At 68.0% G+C, this 18,781-nt stretch carries 15 protein-coding genes and 1 tRNA gene; 12 read left to right on the top strand and 4 right to left on the bottom strand.

The window, feature by feature from the left end:
* Positions 1-2,670, bottom strand: a complete 2,670-nt coding sequence (gene mutS, locus BBX35_RS21840) for a DNA mismatch repair protein MutS (RefSeq protein ID WP_067224554.1) — start codon at positions 2,668-2,670, stop codon at positions 1-3.
* 312 nt (positions 2,671-2,982) lie between these two features.
* Between mutS and BBX35_RS21845 the strand changes: the two genes are divergently transcribed.
* From BBX35_RS21845 to trpB, 3 genes are read left to right on the top strand one after another with little or no spacing between them, the layout of a single operon-like run.
* The gene (locus BBX35_RS21845; protein WP_067224556.1) at positions 2,983-5,265 is read left to right on the top strand and encodes an NADP-dependent malic enzyme; all 2,283 of its coding nucleotides are present in this window, start codon (positions 2,983-2,985) and stop codon (positions 5,263-5,265) included.
* A gap of 14 nt (positions 5,266-5,279) precedes the next feature.
* Positions 5,280-5,972 carry a phosphoribosylanthranilate isomerase gene (locus BBX35_RS21850; RefSeq protein ID WP_067224558.1) on the top strand — a complete coding sequence of 231 codons (693 nt, stop codon included), beginning with the start codon at positions 5,280-5,282 and terminating at the stop codon, positions 5,970-5,972.
* Positions 5,969-7,183: a tryptophan synthase subunit beta gene (trpB, locus tag BBX35_RS21855; RefSeq protein WP_067224560.1), complete on the top strand. Its 1,215-nt coding sequence runs from the start codon at positions 5,969-5,971 to the stop codon at positions 7,181-7,183. The genes BBX35_RS21850 and trpB overlap by 4 nt, the downstream gene beginning before the upstream one ends.
* Before the next feature lie 82 nt (positions 7,184-7,265).
* On the opposite strand, the gene BBX35_RS21860 is transcribed toward trpB, so the two are convergent.
* Positions 7,266-7,844 carry a helix-turn-helix domain-containing protein gene (locus BBX35_RS21860; protein WP_067224833.1) on the bottom strand — a complete coding sequence of 193 codons (579 nt, stop codon included), beginning with the start codon at positions 7,842-7,844 and terminating at the stop codon, positions 7,266-7,268.
* Between the two features lie 304 nt (positions 7,845-8,148).
* Here BBX35_RS21860 and BBX35_RS21865 point away from each other — a divergent pair, with 304 nt between their 5' ends.
* The 7 genes from BBX35_RS21865 to BBX35_RS21895 all read left to right on the top strand — a co-directional run bounded on the left by BBX35_RS21865 (position 8,149) and on the right by BBX35_RS21895 (position 13,381).
* The gene (locus BBX35_RS21865) at positions 8,149-9,201 is read left to right on the top strand and encodes a TRAP transporter substrate-binding protein (RefSeq protein ID WP_067224561.1); all 1,053 of its coding nucleotides are present in this window, start codon (positions 8,149-8,151) and stop codon (positions 9,199-9,201) included.
* A 3-nt stretch (positions 9,202-9,204) separates the two neighbouring features.
* Positions 9,205-9,756 (top strand): TRAP transporter small permease subunit, encoded by a 552-nt coding sequence (locus BBX35_RS21870; protein ID WP_067224562.1) that lies wholly within the window; start codon positions 9,205-9,207, stop codon positions 9,754-9,756.
* A complete protein-coding gene (locus tag BBX35_RS21875) occupies positions 9,753-11,117 on the top strand; it encodes a TRAP transporter large permease (RefSeq protein ID WP_244271694.1) in 1,365 nt (454 codons plus the stop codon). The genes BBX35_RS21870 and BBX35_RS21875 overlap by 4 nt, the downstream gene beginning before the upstream one ends.
* Before the next feature lie 37 nt (positions 11,118-11,154).
* Positions 11,155-11,538: a RidA family protein gene (locus tag BBX35_RS21880; protein WP_067224563.1), complete on the top strand. Its 384-nt coding sequence runs from the start codon at positions 11,155-11,157 to the stop codon at positions 11,536-11,538.
* Between the two features lie 8 nt (positions 11,539-11,546).
* Positions 11,547-12,113 carry an MOSC domain-containing protein gene (locus BBX35_RS21885; protein ID WP_083206522.1) on the top strand — a complete coding sequence of 189 codons (567 nt, stop codon included), beginning with the start codon at positions 11,547-11,549 and terminating at the stop codon, positions 12,111-12,113.
* 3 nt (positions 12,114-12,116) lie between these two features.
* A complete protein-coding gene (locus BBX35_RS21890) occupies positions 12,117-13,079 on the top strand; it encodes a PDR/VanB family oxidoreductase (protein ID WP_067224564.1) in 963 nt (320 codons plus the stop codon).
* Between the two features lie 225 nt (positions 13,080-13,304).
* Positions 13,305-13,381: transfer RNA gene (locus BBX35_RS21895), tRNA-Arg, on the top strand.
* 97 nt (positions 13,382-13,478) lie between these two features.
* Here the strand turns inward: BBX35_RS21895 and BBX35_RS23500 are convergent.
* A complete protein-coding gene (locus tag BBX35_RS23500; RefSeq protein ID WP_141687905.1) occupies positions 13,479-13,799 on the bottom strand; it encodes a hypothetical protein in 321 nt (106 codons plus the stop codon).
* A gap of 686 nt (positions 13,800-14,485) precedes the next feature.
* Positions 14,486-16,411, bottom strand: coding sequence for a heavy metal translocating P-type ATPase (locus BBX35_RS21900; protein WP_208979920.1), 1,926 nt, complete (start codon positions 16,409-16,411; stop codon positions 14,486-14,488).
* Between the two features lie 144 nt (positions 16,412-16,555).
* On the opposite strand from BBX35_RS21900, the gene nikR reads away from it, so the two are divergent.
* Both nikR and nikA read left to right on the top strand, forming a co-directional pair.
* Positions 16,556-17,086: a nickel-responsive transcriptional regulator NikR gene (gene nikR, locus BBX35_RS21905; RefSeq protein WP_067224565.1), complete on the top strand. Its 531-nt coding sequence runs from the start codon at positions 16,556-16,558 to the stop codon at positions 17,084-17,086.
* Between the two features lie 67 nt (positions 17,087-17,153).
* Positions 17,154-18,779, top strand: coding sequence for a nickel ABC transporter substrate-binding protein (gene nikA, locus BBX35_RS21910; RefSeq protein ID WP_067224566.1), 1,626 nt, complete (start codon positions 17,154-17,156; stop codon positions 18,777-18,779).
* Positions 18,780-18,781: the final 2 nt, after the last annotated feature.

Here is an 18,781-nt window from a genome sequence, read left to right on the forward strand (position 1 = left end):
TCAGGTCTTTTTGCGCGCCTGCTTCAGCTTGTAGAGCGCCTCCAGCGCCGCGCGCGGCGTCAGGTCGTCCGGGTCGATGGCGTCCAGCGCCTCCAGCACCGGATCGGGCGCGGCTTTCGCGGCCGGCGCGCTCGTCCTCGGCGCTGCCGCGGCGAACAGCGGCAGGTCGTCGATCAGCTGCTCTCCCGGCGCGCGCCGGTCCTGCTCCTCCAGCTGCGCCAGAACCGCCCTCGCCCGTTCGATCACCGCCGGCGGCAGGCCGGCGAGCTTCGCCACCTGGATGCCGTAGGACCGGTCGGCGGCACCGGCGACGATCTCGTGCAGGAACACCACGTCCCCCTGCCATTCGCGCACCCGCACCGTGGCATTGGTCAGCCGCGGCAGCCGGCCCGACAGGGCGGTCAGCTCGTGATAATGGGTGGCGAACAGCGCCCGCGAGCGGTTCATCTCGTGCAGGTGCTCGATCGCCGCCCAGGCGATGGACAGCCCGTCGAAGGTCGATGTGCCGCGGCCGATCTCGTCGAGGATCACCAGCGCCCGCGCGCCCGCCTGGTTGAGGATCGCCGCCGTCTCGACCATCTCCACCATGAAGGTCGAGCGTCCGCGCGCCAGGTCGTCCGCCGCGCCGACGCGCGAGAACAGCCGGTCGACCACGCCGATATGCGCCGAGGCCGCCGGCACGAAGGCGCCCATCTGCGCCAGGATGGCGATCAGCGCGTTCTGCCGCAGGAAGGTCGATTTACCGGCCATGTTGGGGCCGGTGATCAGCCAGATGCGGCCGCCCGCCTCGCCCTCGCTTGGCCCCAGATCCGCGTCGTTGGCGACGAAGCTTCCCGCCCCCTCGCGCTTCAAGGCCTGCTCGACGACCGGATGCCGGCCGCCGCGAATGTCGAAGGCCAGGCTGTCGTCGACCACCGGCCGGCACTGGTTCTCCGCCTCCGCCAGATGCGCAAGGCCCGCCGCGACGTCCAGCACCGACAGCCCGTCGGCGGCGCCCTTGATGGCGTTGCCCGCCTCGATCACCGCCTCGCACAGCCGGCGGAACACTTCGCTTTCCAGCGCCAGCGCCCGCCCGGCCGCATTGGCGATGCGGCTTTCAAGATCGGCGAGTTCGGTGGTGGTGAAGCGCATCGCCCCGGCCATCGTCTGCCGGTGGATGAAGCGCGCCGGATCGGCGGTCAGCTTCTCCGCATGGGTCGCCGGCACCTCGATGAACCAGCCGAGCACGTTGTTGTGCTTGATCTTCAGCGCCCGGATCGCCAGCTCGTCGGTCAAGGCGCCCTGCAGCTGGGCGATCACCTTGCGGCTGTCGTCGCGCAGCCGCCGCACCTCGTCGAGATCGGCAAGATAGCCCTCGGCAACGAACCCGCCGTCGCGGGCAAGCAGCGGCGGCTCGTCCACCAGCGCCCGCTCCAGCTCGCCGGCAAGCTCCGCCGGCGCCGCCGCGATCCGCGCCAGCGCCGAGCCCAGCTCCTCGCCCTCGCCGCTTGCATCAGGGAATAGGCCGGCGATATCGCGTGCCGCACCAAGGCCGCTGGCGATGGCCAGCAGGTCGCGCGGCCCGCCGCGCTGCATGGCGATGCGCGACAACGCGCGGGCCATGTCCGGCACGGCCCTGAGCCTCTCGCGCAGCCGCTCGCGCAGATAGGTGTCGCCGACCAGCCGCGCCACCGCGTCCTGCCGCTTGCGGATCTCCTCCACCTCGGTCAGCGGTCCGGCCAGCCGGGCGGCGAGCAGCCGCGAGCCGGGACCCGAGACGGTGCAGTCGATCACCGACAGCAGCGATCCGGCGCGCTCGCCGGACAGGGTTCGCATCAGCTCCAGGTTCGCCCGCGTCGCCGGGTCGATCAGCATCCGCCGCGAGGTCGCCTCGTGCGAGGGCGGGTCGAGCGGCGGGCGTTCGCCGTATTGCGTGCGCTCCACATAGGCGATGGCCGCCGCCGCCGCGGTCATCTCCAGCCGCGAGAAGCTGCCGAAGGCCTCCGGCGTCGCAACGCCGTAGTAGCGGGCCAGCCGGTCGCTGGCGGTCGCCCCGTCGAACAGGCTGCGCGGCACCGGAGACAGCGCCGCCCCGGTCTCGGCGAGCTGCCGGCGCAGCTCCGCATCGTCGAGCAGCACGTCCGCGACGATGATCTCGCGCGGGTCGATGCGGGCAAGATCGCCGGCCAGCTGCCGCGCATCGCTGGTGGCGACGCGGAAGGCGCCGGTGGAAATGTCGACCCAGGCGAGGCCGTAGTTCGCCTCGTCCTCCAGCGATCCGGTGCGTGCCCGCGCCAGCGTCAGCAGGAAGTTGTTGCGCGCCGCCTCCAGCAACCGGTCTTCGGTCAGCGTGCCCGGCGTCACCAGCCGCACCACTTCCCGCCGCACCACGGACTTGGAGCCGCGCTTCTTCGCCTCCGCCGGGTCCTCGGTCTGCTCGCAGACCGCGACGCGGAATCCGAGCGAGATCAGCTTCTGCAGATAGTCGTCGGCCGCATGCACCGGCACGCCGCACATGGGTATGTCCTCGCCCAGGTGCTTGCCGCGCTTGGTCAGCGTGATGCCCAGCGCCCGCGAGGCCTCTTCCGCGTCCTGGAAGAACAGCTCGTAGAAATCGCCCATGCGGTAGAACAGCAGGCAGTCCGGATTGGCCGTCTTGATCTCCACATATTGCGCCATCATCGGCGTCATGGCGGAGAAGTCCGGTGCCGGTGTCGCCGCGCCGGATCGCTCCGGCAAGGGAGCTGTTGCGCCGGCGTTGTCCGGCGCGGGGGCGTCCTCGCCCTCGCGGAGCTGCGCTGTACTGGGGGATATCTGCATGTCGTCGGCCATGCGGCAGACCCTAATGCGGCGGCGTGCGGGACGGAAGAGCCCGCACGCGCCCCTGCGCCGATCCTCCCCGGTTTCGTTGGTCCCTCGGCCCACCCGGCTTGAGCCTTGAATTCTCCGGGGATATGGTCTCCGTCCGCCGCCGTGACGGCGCAATGATTTGGAGGAAACCGCATGCCGACGACGGACAAATCGGGCAAGAGCAACGTCAGTTTTACCGATCAGGAGGCATTGCAGTTTCACCAGCAGGGCCGTCCGGGCAAGCTGGAAGTCACCCCGACCAAGCCGATGGCGACCCAGCGCGACCTGTCGCTCGCCTATTCGCCCGGCGTTGCCGTTCCCGTGCGTGCCATCGCCGAGGACCCCTCGCGCGCCTTCGACTACACCACGCGCGGCAATCTGGTGGCGGTGATCACCAACGGTACCGCGATCCTCGGCCTCGGCAATCTCGGCGCGCTCGCCTCCAAGCCGGTGATGGAAGGCAAGGCGGTGCTGTTCAAGCGCTTCGCCGACGTCGACAGCATCGACCTTGAGATCGACACGGAGGAGGTCGACGCCTTCGTCAACGCCGTGCGCTATCTCGGCCCGTCCTTCGGCGGCATCAACCTGGAAGACATCAAGGCGCCGGACTGCTTCATCATCGAGCAGCGCCTTCGCGAGCTGATGGACATTCCGGTCTTCCACGACGACCAGCACGGCACCGCGATCATCGCCGCCGCCGGCCTGATCAACGCGCTGCACCTGACGGGCCGCGAGCTCGCCAGCACCCGCGTGGTGTGCAACGGCGCCGGCGCCGCCGGCATCGCCTGCATCGAGCTGATCAAGGCGCTGGGCGTGCCGCATGAGAACGTCATCCTCTGCGACACCAAGGGCGTGATCTACAAGGGCCGCACGGAAGGGATGAACCAGTGGAAGTCCGCCCACGCGGTCGAGACGGAGGCGCGCAGCCTCTACGACGCGATGAAGGGCGCCGACGTCTTCCTCGGCGTGTCGGTCAAGGGCGCGCTGACAGAGGACATGCTGCGGGCGATGGCGCCCAACCCGATCATCTTCGCCATGGCCAACCCGGATCCGGAGGTCACTCCGGAAGAGGCCCATTCCGTGCGTGACGACGCCATCGTCGCGACGGGCCGCTCCGACTATCCCAACCAGGTCAACAACGTCCTCGGCTTCCCCTACATCTTCCGCGGCGCGCTCGACGTGCAGGCGACGACGATCAACGACGAGATGAAGGTCGCCTGCGCCCATGCGCTGGCCGCGCTGGCGCGCGAGGAAGTGCCGGACGAGGTCGCCGCCGCCTATCGCGGCAACCGTCCGAAGTTCGGCCCCGAATACATCATTCCGGTGCCCTTCGATCCGCGCCTGATCTCCACCATCCCGCCGGCGGTCGCCCAGGCGGCGATGGACACCGGCGTCGCCCGCCGGCCGATCGTCGACATGGAGGCCTACCGCCACCAGCTCTCGGCCCGGCGCGACCCGGTCGCCGGCACCCTGCAGCGGATCTTCTCCAAGGTGCGCCAGCAGCCCAAGCGCGTCGTCTTCGCCGAAGGCGAGGAGGAGCCGGTGATCCGCGCGGCGGCGAGCTTCGTCGCGCAAGGGCTCGGCGAGGCGATCCTGATCGGCCGCGAGGACGAGGTGCGCGAGGTCGCGGCCAGCGCCGGCGTCGACCTGGAGCGCGGCGGCATCCGCATCCTCAATGCGCGCCTGTCGACCCGCAATTCCGATTATGCCGAGTATCTCTACGCGCGCCTGCAGCGCCGCGGCTACCTGCTGCGCGACTGCCAGCGTCTGGTCAACAACGACCGCAACTACTGGGGCGCCATCATGGTGGCGCGGGGCGATGCCGATGCCATGGTCACCGGCCTCACCCGCAACTACTCGGTCGCCCTCGACACGGTCCGCAGCGTCATCGACACCAAGCCCGGCCACCGGGTGATCGGCGTGTCGCTGGCCCTGTGCCGCGGTCGCACCGTGCTGGTCGCCGACACGGCGGTGATCGACATGCCGACCTCCGAGGAACTGGCCGACATCGCCGAGGAAGCGGCCCATGTCGCCCGCCGTCTCGGCTACGAGCCGCGCGTCGCCATGCTGGCCTATTCCACCTTCGGCCATCCGCGCGGCGAGCGCTCGGAAAAGGTCATCGAGGCGGTGAAGATCCTCGACCGGCGCCGCGTCGACTTCGAATATGACGGCGAGATGGGCGCCGATGTCGCGCTCAACATGGACAAGATGGCGGCCTATCCGTTCTGCCGCCTCAGCGGCCCGGCCAATGTCCTGGTCATGCCGGCGTTCCACTCGGCCTCGATCTCGACCAAGATGCTGCAGGAGCTCGGCGGCTCGACGGTGATCGGCCCGCTGCTCGTCGGCCTCGACAAGCCGGTGCAGATCCTGCCCATCGGCGCCAAGGACAGCGACATCGTCAACATGGCGGCCATCGCCGCCTACAACGTGACGTGAGCGGGGTCGACGCCATGACAACGCGCGGCCTCGTCAAGATCTGCGGTCTGTCGACCGAAGAGACGCTCGATGCCGCGCTTGAGGCCGGGGCCGACATGATCGGCCTCGTCTTCTTCGAAAAGAGCCCGCGCAACGTGTCGCTCGAGGCCGCATCGCGGCTTGCGGCGCGCGCGCGGGGCCGGGCGGAAATCGTGGTTCTGAGCGTCGATGCGGACGATGCGCTGGTGGAGGCCATCGTCTCGGCCGTGCGGCCCGACTGGCTGCAGCTGCACGGGCACGAAAGCCCGGCGCGCTGCGCGGAGCTGAAGGCGCGGCACGGCATCAGGATCATGAAGGCGCTGGGCATCTCGGCGGCTGAGGACATTGCCACTGCGGCGCCCTATGTCGCCCATGTCGACCGGCTGCTCTTCGATGCCAAGCCGCCGAAGGGGGCGGTGCTGCCGGGCGGCAACGGCGTCAGCTTCGACTGGCGCCTGCTCAAGGGCCTTGACCTCGGCGTTCCGCTCATGCTTTCCGGTGGGCTGGATGCCGCGACGGTCGGCGAGGCGGTCCGCATCGGCGGGATCCGCGACGTCGACGTCTCCTCGGGCGTGGAAAGCGCGCGGGGCGTCAAGGACACGGAACTCATCAGGGCGTTCGTCGCGGCTGCACGCCGGGCGGTGCCGGGCGCGGCGTCTGACGCCGCCGAACAGGGACGCAGCGCATGACGATCCAGCAGAACACCTTCCGCTCCGGTCCGGACGAGCGCGGCCATTTCGGCATTTTCGGCGGCCGCTACGTCGCCGAGACCTTGATGCCGCTGATCCTCGATCTCGAGCAGGCCTACAAGGACGCCAAGGCCGATCCCGCCTTCCAGGCCGAGATCGACAATCTCAACACCCATTACACCGGCCGGCCCTCGCCGCTCTATTTCGCCGAGCGCCTGACGGCGGAGCTCGGCGGCGCGAAGATCTATTTCAAGCGCGACGAGCTCAACCACACCGGCAGCCACAAGATCAACAACTGCCTGGGTCAGATCCTGCTGGCGCGTCGCATGGGCAAGACCCGCATCATCGCCGAGACCGGCGCCGGCCAGCACGGCGTCGCCACCGCCACCGTCTGCGCCCGCTTCGGCCTGCCCTGCGTCGTCTACATGGGCGCCACCGACGTCGAGCGGCAAAAGCCCAACGTCTTCCGCATGAAGCTGCTCGGCGCGGAGATCGTTCCGGTCACCGCCGGCGCCGGCACGCTGAAGGACGCGATGAACGAGGCGCTGCGCGACTGGGTGACCAATGTCGCCGACACCTACTACCTGATCGGCACGGCCGCCGGTCCCCATCCCTATCCGGAGATGGTGCGCGACTTCCAGTCGGTGATCGGCACGGAAACCCGCGAGCAGATCATGCAGGCCGAAGGCCGCCTGCCGGATGCCATCGTCGCGGCCGTCGGCGGCGGCTCCAATGCCATCGGCCTCTTCCATCCCTTCCTCGACGATCCGCAGGTCGCCATCTACGGCGTCGAGGCGGGCGGCAAGGGGCTGGAGGGCGAGGAGCACTGCGCCTCGCTCAACGCCGGCAAGCCCGGCGTGCTGCATGGCAACCGCACCTATCTGCTGCAGGACGACGACGGCCAGATCCTCGAGGGCCATTCGATCTCGGCCGGCCTCGACTATCCGGGGATCGGGCCGGAGCATTCCTGGCTGCGCGACACCGGCCGCGTCACCTATGTGCCGGCGACCGACAATGAGGCGATGGAGGCCTTCCAGCTGCTGACCCGCGTCGAGGGCATCATCCCGGCGCTGGAGCCGGCCCATGCGCTGGCCCAGGTGATGAAGCTGGCCCCGACCATGGACAAGGACCAGATCATCGTCATGAACCTGTGCGGGCGCGGCGACAAGGACGTGTTCACGGTCGGCAAGCTGCTCGGCTTCGACCTGTAAGCCCTCTTGGGCGACCCTTGAAAAAAGGCCCCGGCGATCTCCTCGCCGGGGCCTTTTGCATGTCCGCTCGGTTGGCGCCTTCTCAGGGACCGCTGACGGCGATCAGCACGCAGGTGTTTTCCTCCAGCCGCCGCACCTGGTGGCGCAGCGGGCCGGGAAACTGCACCGAGTCTCCCTTGCCCAGCACGATGTTTTCCTCCGGGAAGGAGATCTCCACCCGCCCCGAGACGACGAACAGCAGCTCCTCGCCGCGATGCTCGGCATCCGGCTCCTCGCGCAGCTCGTCCGGCGGATACATCAGGAACACTTCCAGCCCCGAGCTGCCATGGCCCTGGGTCAGCAGCCGCATGTGATAGCTGTCGTCGCGGGCGGTCAGCTCCTCGCGCGCATCGGCGCGGGTGACGAAGACCAGCTTGTGCTCCTCCGCTGCGCCGAAAAGCTGGGCAACGGAGACGTCCAGCGCCGCCGCGATGCGCAGGATGATGGCGATGGACGGCACCTTGAGGCCCCGTTCGACCCGCGACAGGTAGCCCTTGTCCAGCGTCGCATCGAGCGCCAGCTGCGACAGCGACAGGTCCTTCTCCTGCCGCAACGTCCTGATCGCCCTGCCGAGACCGATCCCGGTCGGCAGGGTCAGCTTCTCCGCCGCTTCGCGTGCCATCGAAAACGTCATCCTCTCCTGCCGGGCGCCGCCGCCTCCTCGCGGGGGCAGCCCCGGCCCGGTCACTATACTTGCACCCGGCCGGGAAAACAGACGCAGCGGTTTGCGCGCGAGGCCGGGCAAAATCACGAGCTTTGTCCTATAGGCAACGATGCCCGGGGCGTCCAGAGGGCGCTTCCCGGTAAATCTGGCATGTCCCTTGCTCATATTGCCGCATCGGCCGTGAAAACGCCCGGCGGTCGATTTTCTGGTTGCCTATTAGGCAACGTTGTCTACAAATCGGGCATGCAGGGGAACAACCCAAATGAAGATCACTGGACTTCTGCGTGGAGCCGCGATCGCGCTTCTGGCGACGACCGCATTCGTGACCGGGGCAAAGGCCGAGGATGCCAAGGTCAAATGGAAGATGGCAGGCACCTTCTCCAGCTCGTTGCCGCAGCTCGGCACGCTCGGCAAGCGGCTGGAGGCACAGATCGCCAAGGTCTCCGGCGGCAGCATCGAGATCCGCTTCTTCGAGCCCAGCGCCCTGGTGCCGCCGCTCGAGACTTTCGACGCGGTCTCCGTCGGCGCCATCGACGCGGCCTTCTCCACCCCCGGCTTCTGGGGCGGCAAGGTGCCCGCGCTCCAGGTCTTCGCGGCCCTGCCCTTCGGCCCGTCCTCGCCCGAATACATGGCCTGGTTCTATTTCGGCGGCGGCAAGGAGATCTTCGACGAGATCTACGCGAAATACGGCATCAAGTCGGTGATGTGCGGCATGCTGGCGCCCGAGGGCTCCGGCTGGTTCCGCAACGAGGTCAAGAGCGTGGAGGACCTTGCGGGCCTCAAGCTGCGCTTCTTCGGTCTCGGCGCCAAGGCGCTGGAGAAGTTCGGCGTGTCGGCCCAGCTGCTGGCGGCTCCCGACGTCTATCCGGCGCTCGATCGCGGCGTCATCGACGGCCTGGAATTCGTGCAGCCGGCCATCGACCTCAACATGGGCTTCTGGCAGATCGCCAAGCACTACTACTTCCCCGGCTGGCACCAGCAGTCGACCTTCTTCGACCTGATGATCAACAAGGACCGCTGGGACGCCCTGAGCGAGACCCAGCAGGCCCAGATCGAGGCGGTGTGCGGCGACAACGTGCGCTACGGCATCGCCGAGGGCGAGGCGATCCAGCTGCCGGCGCTCAAGGAGCTGCAGGAGAAGGGCGTGCAGCTGCACCGCTGGTCGGACGAGGACCTGGCCAAGCTGAAGGCGGCGTCCGAAGAGGTCATCGCCGAGCAGGTCGCGGCCGATCCCGACTTCAAGCGGGCCTACGAGAGCTTCTCCAGCTTCCGGGCGGACTACGCCACCTGGAAGGAGCTGGGGTACCTCAAGTAAGCCATGACCCTCCTTCTGGCTTCGGCCCAATTCCTGAAGGCGTTCGCGCGGCGGTTGGGACAGGCGGCGGCGTGGTTCGTCGTCCTCCTGATCCTGACCGTCGTCGTGGATGTGATCACGCGCCGCTTCGTGGTGCTCGGCTCGACCAAGCTGCAAGACTTGGAGTGGCATTTCCATGCCGCTCTGTTCCTCTTCTCCCTCGGCTATGCCTATGTCGAGGGCGAGCATGTGCGCATCGACGTCCTGCACACCCGCTTCGGCGAGACGACCGTCGCGGTCATCGAGCTGATCGGCGCGCTGCTCTTCGTCGTGCCGTTCTGCGTGATCGTCCTCTATTACGGCTGGACCTTCGTGGAGCGCTCCTACCTGCTCGGCGAAGCCTCGGCCTCGCAGACGGGCCTCACCCATCGCTGGATCATCAAGTCGGCTCTGCTCATCGGTTTCGCCACGCTGCTCTCCGCAGCGCTGGGTGTCATCGCCGAGCAGATCGCCCGGCTGATGGGGGCCGCACCCCCGCCGGCACCTCCCTCCCGGCACGAGGAGGTGGGCCTGTGAGCACGTTCGAAGTCGTTCTGCCGCTGACCATGCTCGGCGGCTTGGTGCTGATCCTGTTCTCCGGCTTTCCGGTCGCCTTCTGCCTTGCCGGTGTCGGCCTTGCCTTCGCTGCCCTCGGCGCCGCGCTCGACATGTTCTACCCCATGCAGCTGTTCCTCATCGTCAGCCGCATCTGGGGGTCGATCGCGGAGAACCTCGTCCTCGTCGCGATCCCCATGTTCATCTTCATGGGGATCATGCTGGAAAAGAGCGGCGTCGCCCGCCACCTGCTGGAGATCCTCTCGGTGCTGATGCGCCGGGTGCCCGGCGGCCTGGCCCTCGCCGTCGTCCTGATGGGCACCATCATGGCGGCGACGACCGGCATCGTCGGCGCCTCGGTGGTGATGCTGGCCATGCTCGCCCTGCCGGTGATGGTCGACCGTGGCTACGACAAGGGCATGACCTCCGGCGTCATCGCCGCCTCCGGCACGCTCGGCATCCTCATCCCGCCCTCGATCATGCTGGTGGTGATGGGCGACATGCTGGCGATCCCGGTCGGCGACCTGTTCGCCGGCGCGGTCATCCCCGGCCTGCTGCTGTCCGGCCTCTACCTGGTCTTCATCGTCGTCATGGCGTTGATCCGGCCGGACCGCATGCCCAGGATGGCCAGGCCGGGGGACGAGGCCGCCGCCGACATCTGGATGCTGGTGCTCAAGGGCTTCGTGCCGCCCACCCTGCTGGTGGTCTTCGTGCTCGGCTCCATCGTCGGCGGCCTCGCCACCCCGACGGAGGCCGCCGGCATCGGCGCCTTCGGGGCAACGCTGCTGGCCCTGTTCAACGGCCGGCTGTCCTTCGGCCTCCTGCGCGAGGTGGCACGCGGCACCGCGCTCACCAATGCGATGATCTTCGGCATCTTCTGCGGTGCGACGCTGTTTTCCTACGTCTTCCGCGAGCTCGGCGGCGACGATGCCATCATCCATGTGATCGACCTGCTCGACCTGCATGACTGGACGCTCGTCGTCCTGCTGATGGCGATCATCTTCCTGCTCGGCTTCTTCTTCGACTGGCTGGAGATCACGCTGATCATCCTGCCCGTCTTCCGCCCCATCGTCCTGTCGCTGGACCTCGGCGACACGGTGCCCTCCGACCAGCTGCTGCTGTGGTTCGCCATCGTCGTCGCGGTCAACCTGCAGACCTCCTACCTCACCCCTCCCTTCGGGCCGGCGCTGTTCTACCTTCGGCAGGCAGGCCACGCCCATCTCACCCTGGGAGACATCTACAAGGGGGTGATCCCCTTCACGCTTCTCCAGCTCACCGGCCTCGGGCTCTGCCTGCTGTTCCCGGCGCTGGTTCTCTGGCTGCCCGGCGCCCTCGGTTACTGATCCCGCGCCGGGCCCCGCCCAACCCGAAAGGAAACGCATGTCCCGTACTGTCATCGCCCCTCCCTCCGTCACCGTTCCCGGCGTGCCGCTGTCGCCGGCCGTCGCCTATGGCGATCTCGTCTTCGTCTCCGGCCAGCTGCCCATCGACCCGGCGACCGGCCAGCTGGTGGAGGGCGTCGAGGCGCAGACCCAGGCCTCGCTCGACAACCTCAAGACCGTGCTGGAAGCCGCCGGCGCCTCGCTCGCCTCGGTGCTCAAGACGACGGTGTTCCTGAAGAACATGGACGATTTCGCCGCCATGAACGGCGTCTATGCCAAGGCCTTCCCGAGCGAGCCGCCCGCCCGCTCCGCGATCGAGGTCGCGCGCCTGCCCAAGGATGCGCTGGTCGAGATCGAAGCCGTCGCCGTCCGGGTGAAGTGAGGTCCGCCATGGCAAGCGAAGCACCCGAAATGATGGAAGCCTTCAGCCATCCGGCCGCCATCGATGCGCTGGGCCGGCAGGGCGGCGTCACCGGCTGGACCGGCGAGCTGCTGCACATCCACATCGCGCCGGAAGCCAGCTTCGAGATGGAGGAGCTGGACGAGGCGGTCTGCGTTGCCGGCCGCGGCATCGAGGGCGACCGCTACTTCCTCGGCACCGGCACCTATTCCGCCCGTCCCGACGTGCGCGAGGTGACCTTGATCGAGCAGGAGGCGCTGGATGCGCTCGCCCGCAACGATCCCCCGCTCCAGTCCGGCCAGGTGGTGCTGGAGCCGGTCGACCACCGGCGCAATCTCACGGTGCGCGGCGTGCCGCTGAATCATCTGGTCGGCCGGCGCTTCCGCGTCGGCGAGGTGATCCTGCGCGGCGGCCGGCTCAACTTCCCGTGCAAGTATCTGGAGACGCTGCTGGGCATGGAGGTCTTCCTGCCGCTCTACAACCGCTCCGGCCTCAATTGCGGCATCGAGAAGGGCGGCACCATCCGCCCCGGCGACACCATCGAGATGCTGGACTGAGCCATGGTCGCGAGGCTTGTCATGAAGCTCCGGGTCGCGGAGCTGCGCCGGGATGCGGGCGATGTCCTCGCGATCCGTCTCGAGCATCCGCGCCGGCCGCAATTGCCGGCGTGGACCGCCGGGGCGCATGTCGATGTGCATGTGCCCGGCCTCGGCGTGCGGCACTATTCGCTCTGGGGCGACCCGGACGACCGCAGCCACTACCTCATCGCCGTGCGGCGGGAGGAGGACGGGCGCGGCGGCTCCGCCTGGCTGCACGCGGCGCTGGCACCGGACGCCTTGCTGACGGTCGCCGCCCCGCGCAACCACTTCGAGCTGCCGGAGGCGCCCCGCCGCACGCTTCTCGTTGCCGGCGGCATCGGCGTCACGCCGCTTCTGGCGATGGCGCGCCGGCTTGCCCACCAAACCGCCCAACAGAACGCCGACTTCGCCTTCCATTATTGCGCAAGGTCGCGCGCCGCGGCCCCGCTGCTGGACGAGGTCGCGGCCGTCTGCGGTTCCCGTCTCGTCACCTGGTTTCCGGAGGAGGGGCGCCGGTTCGATGCGTCCGCCGTGCTGGCGGCCGAACCCGCCGAGGCCGACGTCCTCGTCTGCGGCCCGCCGCGCCTTGCCGAGGCTGTCGAGGCGGCGGTGGCAGCGCGCGGCTGGCCGGCCGAGTGTTTCCATACCGAGCGGTTCGCCGCGCTCGACCCCGGCGATTTCGTGCCCGAGCCCTTCGAGGCGGTGATCGCCTCCACCGGCGCGGTCCTTGCCGTCCCGGCGGAGCGCAGTCTCGTCTCCGTGCTGGCGGAAGCCGGCATCGAGCTGCCGACCTCCTGCGAATCCGGCGTCTGCGGCTCGTGCGAATGCGGCTATCTGCAAGGCGAGGTCGTCCACCGCGACGTGGTGCTCGACGCCAGGCGCCAGAAAACCCGGCTGATGCCCTGCGTCTCCCGCGGCCGCGGCCGTATCGTTCTCGATCTGTGAGGGGACAGGTGGTCCCTGCGGGCCTCAGCCGGCCGTTCTGCCCGGCCACGGCAGCCCGCCTGCCGGCCTCGCCGCTGCCTGCGCGGCGCGGCGGCGTCCCGCCGGCTATCCCTTGCGGCGGGAGGGGCCAATTCGCTGGTTGAAGCGGCTGGCGCGATCCTGTAAGAACGCTTCGCATCCCCGGTGTCGATCAGGCACCGCGTCCGCGGGTCCACCCCGCCGGAAGCACCCGTAGCTCAGCTGGATAGAGCGCTGCCCTCCGAAGGCAGAGGTCACAGGTTCGAATCCTGTCGGGTGCGCCAAACTTTCAAACAGTTAGCTACTTTTGACGACGCCGTGCTTCCTTACAGGATGCGTGGCGAAGGTAAACTCGCATCAAATTGCGCAGCGAAGTAGACGCTATTTATTTTGCGAACCTAATGGCTTCCTACTTGCGAGTGCCCAAACATCATTCTCGCCTTCCGACCCTCGTGCTCCGAGCTCGATGAGCAGGCGAGTGGTGGTCTCGTAGTTGGCGCCGACAATGCGTGAAAGCGTCTGAATGGATCGCCATTCTTTGCCGAGTGGCGGATTCTCAAGCGCTGTCCTGAGCAGGGCTTTTCGCCTTTCGTCAATTCCCTTTTGCTGTTTATTTTCGAGGTGTCGGCGCAGTTGGTCGAGTCCAAATTGAATAGTAGCACCAACAGCCACTCCAACGAGCCCTAACCAAAATTCGCTCATATCTACGCCCTCGACTTGTATCTTTTTCGTGAGCTTCTAATGTGTAATTGTAGCATGCGTTACATTCTAATAATATATATATACATATAGAAAGCGCGGATCCTCGTTTTTATTGGAGCCGCCGTCGTTTAAATCGAAGGAAGTCAGGTCTGAGCGGAGCGCGCGTTTTCCGTGGCGGGCAGAAGCGAAGACTTGCGGCGACTGATTATCCTGTATTCGTTTTTTGTTTGAATCCGATAATTTTCTTGGAAATTGTTGTCATGTGGGAAGAAGATGGGAGAATAAATATGCCTCGCGTAACTACGAAAACCAACTATGTAGACCTCGACGGGGATCATGGAACCGTCGAAGGTGTGGAAGTCATCTGCGATAGATGCGGACGCTCTGAAGAAAGCTATGGCACTGATGAGCCTTCATTGCGTCGTTGTGCATATCTTCTTCGGGAGAACTGTCCTCGTGGCGAAAATAATTTCTACGAAGTAAGCACATGACGGTTGATCCAGCCGCCGCCTTCACCCGAGAGCTGGTCGACCTCGCAAGGCCTGTTGTCGGCCATTACGACGTCGGCGGCGAGTTTCGTCCTTAGATCCGATCGTCCACGAGCGCAAAGTCTCTGCCGCATGGCATAAAAGAAATGCCTCACGCTCCTTCCTTTTTGTCTGGCGGGGTTGGTTAATCGGCGACCCTCACTCCGGCCGAATGCGAAGGGCCCGCAGGGCGTTGAGGATCACCGCGACGTCGATCGCCTCCTGCAGCAGGGCGCCCTGCACCGGCGTCAGGTAGCCGAAGGCGGCGGCGATCATGCCCAGCACCGACAGGCCGATGCCGGCGACGACGCTTTCCAGCGCGATCCGCCGCGCGGCGCGGGCGATCTCCATGCCGGCGCCGAGCCTCTCGATCCGGTCGACCAGCAGCACCACATCCGCCGCCTCGGCCGAGGCCGCCGCCCCGCGCGCGCCCATGGCAACGCCCACATCGGCCGCCGCCAGCGCCGGCGCGTCGTTGACGCCGTCGCCCACCATCATCACCGGGCCGTGCTTGTGTTCGCTCAAGACCAGCAGCACCTTCTGGTCCGGCGACAGCCCGGCGCGCAGCCCGTCGAGGCCGAGACCCTCCGTCACCCGCTCGGCGACGTCCGCCCGGTCGCCGGTCGCCAGCAGGATCCGCTCGATGCCGCCGCGCCGCAGCCCGTCCAGCATCCCGCCGACGCCCTCGCGCAAGGGGTCCGACATCACCAGATGCCCGGCCAGCCGCCCGTCCACCGCCACCGCGACGACCACCGCCCCGGCGGCGGCCTCGGGGAGCGCGCCGCGCGTCTTCTCCGCGCCTTCACCCGCGCCCTCACCTGCGACCTCACCCGTAACGAAACCGTGGCCGCCGACGATCACCGCGCGCCCGGCCACCTGCCCGATCACCCCTTCGCCGGCCCGCTCCGCCACTTGCTGGGGCACTTCGAGCGCAAGGCCCCGCTCGCGCGCGGCGGCGACGATGGCCTGGGCGACCGGGTGTTTCGAGGCCTGGTCCAGCGAGGCGGCAAGGCGCAGCAGCTCCGCTTCGCCCAGGCCATCCTCGGCGTCGATGGCGACGATCTGCGGCCGCCCGTCGGTCAGCGTGCCGGTCTTGTCGAGGATCAGCGTGCGGATGCGCGCCATGGTCTCCAGCGGTCCGGCGCCCTTGATCAGCACGCCGAAATGCGCCGCCCGCGACAGGCCGGCGACCAGCGCCACCGGCACGGCGAGGATCAGCGGGCAGGGTGTTGCCACCACCAGCACCGCGACGGCGCGGATCGGGTCGCCCGTCGCCCACCAGGCGCCCAGCGCGATGACCAGCGTCACCGCCAGAAAGCCCAGCGACCAGCGGTCGGCGAGCCGCGACATCGGCGCCTTGGAGCGTTGCGCCTCCTCCACCAGCCGGACGATGCCGGCATAGGTGCTTTCCGCCGCGCGGCGGGCGGCGGTCATGTCGAACGCCTCGCCCGCATTGGTCGCCCCGCTCATCGCCTCATGGCCCTGCGACAGGCGCTGCGGCAGGGATTCCCCGGTCAGCGCCGAAGTGTCGAGGAAGGCGGTTTCGGAAGCCAGCGTGCCGTCGACCGGCACCACGTCGCCCTGCCGGATCAGCAGCCGGTCGCCGGGCCGGATCTCATCGAGCGGCACATCCTCCAGCGCGCCGCCGCGATAGCGCGTCGCCGTGCGCGGCACCCGCGACAGCAGGTCGTGCATCTCGCGCCGCGCCCGCCCTTCGGCAAAGCTCTCCAGGAAGGTGCCGCCCGAATACATCACCGCGACCACGGCCGCCGCCAGCGTTTCGCCGAAGGCGAGCGCTGTGCTCATCGACAGCGCCGCGACGATGTCGAGGCCGACCTCGCCGCGCCCGATGCTGCGCGCGATCTCGACGACCAGCGCGGCGAGTGCCGGCACCACGCCGGCGAACCAGACGATCCGGGCGATGTCGTCCCGGCCCGCGGCATAAAGGGCGAGGCCCCCGGCCAGTCCGCCGACCGCAAGGATCAGGATCGCCGTCTTGAAACGGTCGCTCGCACTCTTCTCCACATGCACCCCCTGGCTGGCGCGAGGGGCGGCTTTCGCCTCCTCGCGCGTGGCTGGTGGCATCATTGCGCGCGCCGGCGGCTCCGTCGAGGCAGCGCGGCGTCGCAGTGCTGTCGCAGACAGGTCGTTTGCTGACGCCTTCGCGGGGCAGCATCGCCCGTTCGCTTCTGCTATGGTCGCGCCGCTTGGCGGAACGGACAAGGTTTCATGGAACGTATCACGATCACGGTCGACGGGGATTTGTTGCGGCAGATCGATGCCCTCAGCGAGAAGCGCGGCTATGCCAGCCGGTCTGAGATCTTCCGCGACATGGCGCGCGAGGCGCTGGCCCGCGAGGCGATCGGCCCGGACGGGGAGCTGGACAACGACCGCCCCTGTTACGGCGCGCTCACCTATGTCTACGACCACGGCATCCGCGACCTGCCCAACCGGCTGACCGACAACCACCACGCCCATCACGCGCTGTCGGTCGCCACCACCCATGTGCATGTCAGCGCCGAGAACTGCCTGGAAGTGTCGATCCTGGCCGGCACCGCCGGCGATCTGCGCCGCTTCGCCGACAGCGTGACCAGCCAGCGCGGCGTGCGCCACGGCAGCCTGCATGTCTTTCCCGCCGCCCCCGGCGAGACGCTGCTGGTGCGCGGCCACCCGCATTCGCACGACCACGATCATCATCACGGGCACGATCATCCCCATCACGAGGGCGATGGGCCGAAAGACGAGCCGCTGAAGCCTTGACCGCACAGGGCAGTATGATGTTATTGAAATAACTCATACTGTGATCCTCCTGCCCTGAAAGCGACCGATGTTCGAGGTTTTCCGCGGCGTAGCGCGCGTCCTTGCCCGCTCCGCTCTCCTTGCCTGCCTGATTCTCCCCTCGAGCCTGGTTTCCGTCTCGTCGGCGCCTGCCGCCGCGCAGGGTCCGGATCTCGCCTTTTCCTGGCCGCTCAATGTCGGGCCGCTCAATCCGCATCTCTATTCGCCGAACCAGATGTTCGCGCAGGCCATGGTCTACGAGCCGCTGGTGCGCTACCGCGCCGACGGCACGGTCGGGCCCTGGCTCGCCGCCTCCTGGGAGGTGTCGGAGGGCGGGCGCGTCTATACTTTCGCGCTGCGCCAGGACGTGACCTTTTCCAACGGCGAGCCCTTCGATGCCGCCGCCGCCAAGGCGAATTTCGACGCGATCCTCGCCAACCGGCCCCGCCATGCCTGGCTGGAACTCGCCAACCAGATCGTCTCGGCCGAGGTCGCCGGCCCGCATCTTTTGCGGCTCACCCTCAAGGACGCCTATTACCCGGTGCTGCAGGAACTGGCGCTGCCCCGGCCGTTCCGCTTCATCGCGCCCTCGCAATTCGTCGACGGCGGCACCAAGGACGGTATCGCCGCTCCCGTCGGCACCGGCCCCTGGCTACTGAGCGAGAGCTCGCTCGGCGAGCGCGACGTCTTCACCCGCAACGAGGCCTATTGGGGCAAAAAGCCCGCCTATGCCTCGGTCACCGTCAAGGTCATCCCGGATCCCAACACCCGCGCCATCGCCTTCGAGACCGGCGAGATCGACCTGATCTACGGCACCGACGGGCCGATTTCGCCCGACACGTTCGAGCGGTTTCGTGCCATGGGCGAGGCGGCCGGCATCACCGCCGCCCTGTCGGAGCCGCTGGAAAGCCGGGTCCTGGCGCTCAACACCAATCGCGGCGCGACGCGCGATCTTGCCGTGCGCCGGGCGATCAATCACGCGGTCGACAAGGACACGATGATCGCAACCGTGCTCTACGGCACCCAGCGCCGCGCCGACACGCTGTTCGCGCCCAATGTGCCCTATGCCGATATCGGCCTTGCGCCCTACACGTACGATCTCGACGAGGCGCGGCGCCTGCTGGAAGAGGCCGGCTGGACGGCGGCGACCGACGGCGGCATTCGCGAGAAGGACGGCGCGCGGCTCAGCATCGAGCTCTGCTTCGTCGGCACGGATGCGGTGGCCAAGTCGATGGCCGAGATCGTCCAGGCGGACCTGCGCCGCGTCGGCATCGAGGTCCTGCTCACCGGCGAGGAGGAGAGCAGCATCTATGCCCGCCAGCGCGACGGCCGCTTCGGCATGATCTTCAACCGCACCTGGGGCGCGCCCTACGATCCGCATGCCTTTGTCAGCTCCATGCGCCTGCCCTCCCATGCCGATTATCAGGCCCAGCTGGGCCTTGCCGACAAGGCCGAGATCGACGCGATGATCGGTCGGGCGCTGGTCAGCACCGACGAGACGGCGCGGCAGCAGATCTACCGCGATCTCCTCACCCGCCTGCACGATCAGGCGGTCTACCTGCCGCTGACCTATGTCACCGCCATCGCGGTGGCGCGCCGCTCAGTCGGCCCGGTGCCCTTCGGCGCCATGTCGAGCGAGATCCCCTTCGACCGCCTGATCCCGGCGGCGGACTGATC

Source organism: Stappia indica (genome assembly GCF_001696535.1).
GTDB classification, from domain to species: domain Bacteria; phylum Pseudomonadota; class Alphaproteobacteria; order Rhizobiales; family Stappiaceae; genus Stappia; species Stappia indica.